The 5,037-nt window shown below is 57.1% G+C and carries 2 protein-coding genes and 3 pseudogenes; 3 read left to right on the plus strand and 2 right to left on the minus strand.

Going from position 1 to position 5,037, the window contains the following annotated elements:
* Positions 1-220 precede the first annotated feature (220 nt).
* A pseudogene (locus AC1DRJ_RS20520) lies at positions 221-471 on the minus strand (fructose-bisphosphate aldolase).
* Positions 472-1,106: 635 nt separating this feature from the next.
* Positions 1,107-1,658: pseudogene (locus AC1DRJ_RS20525) on the minus strand (polysaccharide lyase family 7 protein); the annotation flags it as partial.
* A gap of 324 nt (positions 1,659-1,982) precedes the next feature.
* Here AC1DRJ_RS20525 and AC1DRJ_RS20530 point away from each other — a divergent pair.
* The 3 genes and pseudogenes from AC1DRJ_RS20530 (at position 1,983) to AC1DRJ_RS20540 (ending at position 4,966) form a co-directional block, all read left to right on the plus strand.
* Positions 1,983-4,107 (plus strand): annotated as a pseudogene (locus AC1DRJ_RS20530) (putative bifunctional diguanylate cyclase/phosphodiesterase).
* Positions 4,108-4,152: 45 nt separating this feature from the next.
* On the plus strand, positions 4,153-4,644 hold the full coding sequence (locus tag AC1DRJ_RS20535; RefSeq protein WP_477803754.1) for a M48 metallopeptidase family protein: 492 nt from the start codon (positions 4,153-4,155) through the stop codon (positions 4,642-4,644).
* A gap of 25 nt (positions 4,645-4,669) precedes the next feature.
* Positions 4,670-4,966, plus strand: coding sequence for a winged helix-turn-helix domain-containing protein (locus AC1DRJ_RS20540; RefSeq protein WP_477803755.1), 297 nt, complete (start codon positions 4,670-4,672; stop codon positions 4,964-4,966).
* Positions 4,967-5,037 lie beyond the last annotated feature (71 nt).

Here is a 5,037-nt window from a genome sequence, read left to right on the forward strand (position 1 = left end):
CGAGGGCGTTCGCAGGTGAGTRTCCAGYCMGRCAGTCCCGGCGATAGCGTCAAACCGGGTGGTGCACGAGGACCGGCACAAGTGAACATTCAAGTAGAAGAATGATGCGAAGATACTTATTGCAAGAAAGTCCAAGACCCAATGGCTACATGCATTGAGTGGGTAATGTTGCGTTAAATAAAAACCCGCGGTGATGCGGGTTTTTATTACGTGTTTACCACTATTTCTTCGTAGGAAACCCACGCTGCTCGATCACCCCAAACACATCAGCAATATCCTGCATCATGATCCGGGTGATGTTGGTGACGGTGTAGGCCATCAGATTCAGGTATTGAGGACGGCATTGAGGCGTTCGCTGACGCAGTTGTGGAGTTCGCGTAGCGGGGCGTCGCTGTCGATGAGCAGGACGGGATAGTCGGTCGCCAATTGGGACATTGGGGTGAAGCGGCGGGGCGGTTGCTGATTGCTCATGGAAAATCCTTAACTCAAGAAAAGAATTTGCCACCGTTTGCTGCGAAACAAATGGGGTGGCAGCTATGCTCGGGTTCGCAGACCGAGGAGTTAAGACCCGGCAGACCTGACGGTCTCCCACGCACAGCCGCCATAAAAACAGAGCACAGGCAAAGCTGCAGCGCCGTATTTTGACGATTGTGGATCTAACTCGCTAGGGCTGCGAAACCCTATCGCCAACGATGTCAGCGACAGGGCAACTCCAGGCAGTGATTCGGGCAGCCGCAACCGGGCTGTAGGACGCCTGTCCGGCCTGTTGGGCAGTCAGTTTGGTGTTGGTTTACGGCGTAGCCGCAATAAAACCGGGGGCTGTGGTGTGTCTTGGGAAATGGGCGGCAGGGTTTGGGGCTACTTCGTAGCTCAGCAGGAGCAAGCTCCCTCGCCACAGTCGGAGGCGTCCTACGAGTTTTTCGGACGCTCAGATGATCTTTTTTTGTAGCAGCTGTCGAGCAGCGCGAGGCTGCGTCGGGCTGCGAAGCGGTCGCAATCCGGCAACGCGTTCATTCAGGTAGATCGGACTCACCGGCTTGGACTTCGTCCTCGGACGCAGCCTCGCGCTGCTCGACAGCTGCTACAAAAAAAGATCATCTGAGCGAGGTCGCGCTGATGTCGGTGTCCCACTGAAAACCCGCGGCACTGATACCGAGCGCTCCGCCGGGACTCAGATGAATCAGGTAGGAAAACTCCTGATCCAGCTTCACCCCCGTCGCAATGGTGATTACCCGGCCTTCATCATCATCGGGGTGCATGCGCACTTTGGCGACGATGTTGCCGGTGGAGGTATTTGTCTTGTACTGGTATTCAACCTTGACCATGGGCTTCTGGCTTTTATAGGCATGGATCTGTCCAATGACGATTTTCCCCGAGCTGGGCACTTGATTCACCGCCAGGGTCGCGCGAAGGAAATTGTCGGCGTCCGGGTAGTTCCAGTTTTTCAGGGTGCCATTGGTGTAGGTTTCGCGAAGTTCGGTGCGAGGGTAGATGGCATTTTCGGTGCGCGAACCCGTTACCGGCGCCCAGAAAAATAAAGTGCCGGTGTCGGAATGGAAGTATTGGTCCTTGAAGCCGTCCACCAGTTTGGCGGTTTCAACGGTGTACGGCGGATTGCCCACAGGAACGCTGAGGTTCCAGGTTGCGAGATCGATCATAGACAAAAGCTTCCACAAATTTTGGCTGCACGCACGTGCCAGAAGCTCTAGTGCGCGTATTGGAGGGCGGTCTTTATAAGCTTTGAAGACCAATTTGGTAAGGCCAAAATGGCAGATGATTGACGTCAACATCCTGTCGAAATGCCATCTCGCCCGGTTTTCGGGGCTTTCAGGGGCCGACCGTTAGTCGGCAAATGAACGCATTGGTTAAATGATGGCTCCGTGATGGCTCGTGCTGTTGCGGAACCGGTCTAGAGTGAAGACACAATTGTTGTCCGGTTTTTGCAAGAAACCGGCCTGACGCCCTCGAACAAGAGAAGCAGCATGGAATGCGCGCAACCCATGCCAACCGAAGGCCGCTCGATCCTTTTAATCGTTGATGATTACCCTGAAAGCCTGATCAGCAATGCGTGCATTGCTCCAGCGCCAGGACTGGCAGGTCATGACCGCAGCCTCCGGCTTTGAAGCGCTCGGCCTGTTGCTCAAACACGATGTCGACCTGGTATTGCTCGATGTACACATGCCGGGCATGGACGGTTTTGAAGTCGCGCGCCTGATGCGCGGCAGCCAGCGAACACGCCTCACGCCGATCATTTTCCTGACGGCCAACGAACAGTCTCAGGACGCCGTGATCAAGGGGTATGCCAGCGGTGCGGTGGATTACCTGTTCAAGCCGTTTGACCCGCAAATTCTCAAACCCAAAGTTCAGGCCCTGCTGGAACATCAGCGTAATCGCCGTGCGTTGCAGCGCCAGAGTCATGACCTGGAATCCGCGCGCGCGTTTAATGCCTCGGTATTGGAGAACGCGGCTAAAGGCATTTTGGTGGTGAGTGAGGACGGAGTGATCCGTTTTGCCAACCCGGCCATGTCACGGCTGCTCAATGCCACGGAGCAGGAACTGCAAGGCAAGGCGTTTCTGGAATTCCTGCAAAAACCGCACATCCCGCTATGGGCGGATTCTGAGATTTACACCGGTTACAAGCGCGGCGAAACCTTGCGCCTGCATGATGCGCTGTTGCGAACCTCCCCCGGCCAGCAGGTGCCGGTGGCGCTGTCGTGCGCGCCACTGCCCGCTGAACAGCACGCCATGGTGGTGACGGTGCTGGACATGTCGGTGGTGCGTCACCTGCATCAGCAACTGGAGTTCCAGGCTGTTACCGACCCGTTGACCGGGCTGCTCAATCGCCGGGGCTTCTACCAGACCGTGGAAAACCTGCTGCTGCGCGGCGAACGCGCCGACAGTGCCTGGGTGCTGCTGTACCTGGATCTCGACGGCTTCAAACGGGTCAATGATTCTCTGGGGCACGATGCCGGGGATCGCGTGCTCCGCTGGGTGTCCGAGCAGTTGAAGGCCTGTCTGCGCCCCCTCGATATTCTGGCGCGCATGGGCGGCGATGAGTTTACGGTGCTCCTGGATCTGGAGTTTCCCGAGCAGGCGGCGAAGATTGCGGAAAAACTCATCGAGCGGGTATCGGTCTGTCAGCAGATTGATGGTCTGGAATTCACGTTGGGCGCCAGCATCGGTATTGCGACGTATCCGGATTGCGGGGCCAGTCTCGACGGTTTGTTGCGGGCCTCAGACATTGCCATGTACGCAGCCAAACGTGCGGGCCGTCAGCAGTATCGTTTTTACGATCACGAAATGAACGGCCGGGCGCGGTCGCGACTCATGCTCGAAGAAAGCGTGCGCACGGCCATCGAAAACCGTGATTTCAATTTGGTGTATCAACCTCAAGTCTCCATCGTCACCGGGCAGATCCGCGGATTTGAAGCATTGCTTCGTTGGCAGCACCCGAGCGTCGGCGATGTTCCGCCGGGGCTGTTTTTGCCATTGCTGGAAGAGGCGCGGCTGATCAGTCGATTGGGCAGCTGGATTTACCATCACGCGATTGGGCAGCGAAAGGCTTGGGAAACTTTGTTTGCCGAGGATCTGGTGCTTGGTGTCAGTTTGAGCAGCACCCAGTTCGGCATGCCCAACCTGGTCACCGAATTGCGTCAGGTACTGGAGCGCCATGGCCTGGAGCCTCGTCATCTGGAAGTCGAGGTGACGGAAGAGGCGCTGATGCAAAACCCCGAAGAAACCCGTAAGACCCTGCGTTTGCTGCGCGTTCTTGGGGTGCGGGTGGCACTGGACGACTTTGACTCCGGGCCATGCTCCCTGTCCCAACTGCGGGACCTGGAACTGGAGACGCTCAAGTTCGACCGGCATCTGGTTGCTCGCCTGCCCGATTCGTCACGGGACGCCGAACTGGTGCGCCATGTGATCGACCTGTGCAAGGCGTATGGAATGCGGGTAATCGCCGAAGGGGTAGAAACCGTTGCTCAGTACCAATGGCTGCAAGCCAATGGTTGTGAGTACGTGCAAGGTTTTCTGGTGGCGCGGCCGATGATGGCAGCAGACGTCGGCGACTGTGTGCCGCCGTTCGACTGGAGCGCACTGAGCAGTTGAATTCGCTACACTGGCGACCTTTTCGTGATTCGTGTTGCCGCCCCAATGACTGCGTTGAAATACCTCCAGGCCTATCCCGCTGCGTTGCAGGACCAGGTTCGCCAGCTGATCGTCGATGATCGGTTGGGCGACTACCTGAGCAAGCGCTATCCGGAAAAGCACGGTGTCCAGAGCGACAAGGCGCTGTACACCTATGCACTGGACCTCAAGCAGGAATACCTGCGTAACGCTCCGTCCATCGACAAAGTGCTGTTCGACAACCGTCTGGACCTGACTCATCGCGCCCTTGGCTTGCACACAACCATCTCGCGGGTGCAGGGCGGCAAGCTCAAGGCCAAGAAAGAAATTCGCGTGGCGTCACTGTTCAAGGAAGCGCCTTCCGAGTTTCTGAAAATGATCGTGGTGCATGAGCTGGCGCACTTTAAAGAGTCGGATCACAACAAGGCGTTCTACAAACTCTGCGAACACATGCTGCCGGGTTATCACCAGGTGGAGTTTGACCTGCGGGTGTACCTGACCTGGCGGGACATGCAATAACGGATCAACAGCCGGGAGTGTTTGAATGGAAGTCAGCAAGACCAAGAGCAGTTTCTATCGCCGGTTGTACGTGGCGTACCTGATCGACAGTGGGCAGGCGAGCAGCGTCCCGGCATTGACTGAAGCGACAGGCATGCCCCGGCGCACGGCGCAGGACACGATTGCGGCGTTGGCGGATCTGGACATTGTTTGCGAGTTCGAGCAGGAAGAGGGCGCGCGTAATCATGCGGGGTGCTATCGGATACGTGAGTGGGGGGCGATTGATCGGGGGTGGATCGAGCGTAATTTGCGGCAGATAAAAGCGGTGTTGGAGTATCCATAGCTCTTGCGGTGCTGCTACTGAGGCCTTCGCGAGCAAGCCCGCTCCCACATTCGACCGTATTCTCCTGGAGG

Source organism: Pseudomonas sp. P5_B2 (genome assembly GCF_056400445.1).

Excerpts from the sequence above, each read along its gene's own strand:
- AC1DRJ_RS20535 (WP_477803754.1), top strand. The coding sequence starts at position 4,153 with ATGACTGCGTTGAAATACCTCCAGGCCTATCCCGCTGCGTTGCAGGAC.
- AC1DRJ_RS20540 (WP_477803755.1), top strand. The coding sequence starts at position 4,670 with ATGGAAGTCAGCAAGACCAAGAGCAGTTTCTATCGCCGGTTGTACGTG.